The organism is Cellulomonas citrea, assembly GCF_009829685.1.
Lineage (GTDB): Bacteria > Actinomycetota > Actinomycetes > Actinomycetales > Cellulomonadaceae > Cellulomonas > Cellulomonas citrea.
In genome coordinates this window covers 1-542 of sequence record NZ_VWSD01000382.1, presented here as the reverse complement: position 1 = coordinate 542, position 542 = coordinate 1, and the positions used below count along the sequence as shown (strand labels likewise).

General features: G+C 79.2%; 1 pseudogene. It reads left to right on the top strand.

Features of this window, described 5'->3' with window-relative positions:
- Positions 1–542: pseudogene (locus F2B26_RS16860) on the top strand (DNA polymerase III subunit gamma and tau); the annotation flags it as partial.

Here is a 542-nt window from a genome sequence, read left to right as displayed (position 1 = left end):
CGGCACCACGCACCACGCGCCGGAGGCGCACGTCGACGCGCCGTCGTCGACGACCCCGCACCCGTCGACGCCCGACGAGGTCGAGCCCGGCCCGGCCCCGGGCGCCGCGCGGCCGTCGGCCGTCGTCCCCGCGCCGGCGCCCGCCGCTCCTGCGCCGCCCGCCCCGGCCCCCGCCCCCGTCCCCGGTGCGACGCGTCACGCTCTCGACACCGAGATGCTGCGCCGGCGCTGGCCGGAGGTGCTCGAGCAGGCGCGGGCGCTGCGCAAGGCGACGTACGCCCTGGTCCAGGACAACGGGCTGCCGCTGTCGCTCGACGACACGACGCTGCGCCTCGGCTTCACGCTGCCGGGCCTGGCGGCGGCGTTCAAGGGCAGCCAGCACGCCGAGGTCATCGCGCGGGCGCTGCGCGAGACGCTGGGGCTGGAGGTCCGCGTCGAGGCCGTGCTCAGCGAGCCCGAGGCGGCGCCGTCCCCGACGACGGCGGGTTCGGGCCCATCGATGCCGACCAAGGCGCAGGCCGAGGCGTCCTGGGAGGTGCCCG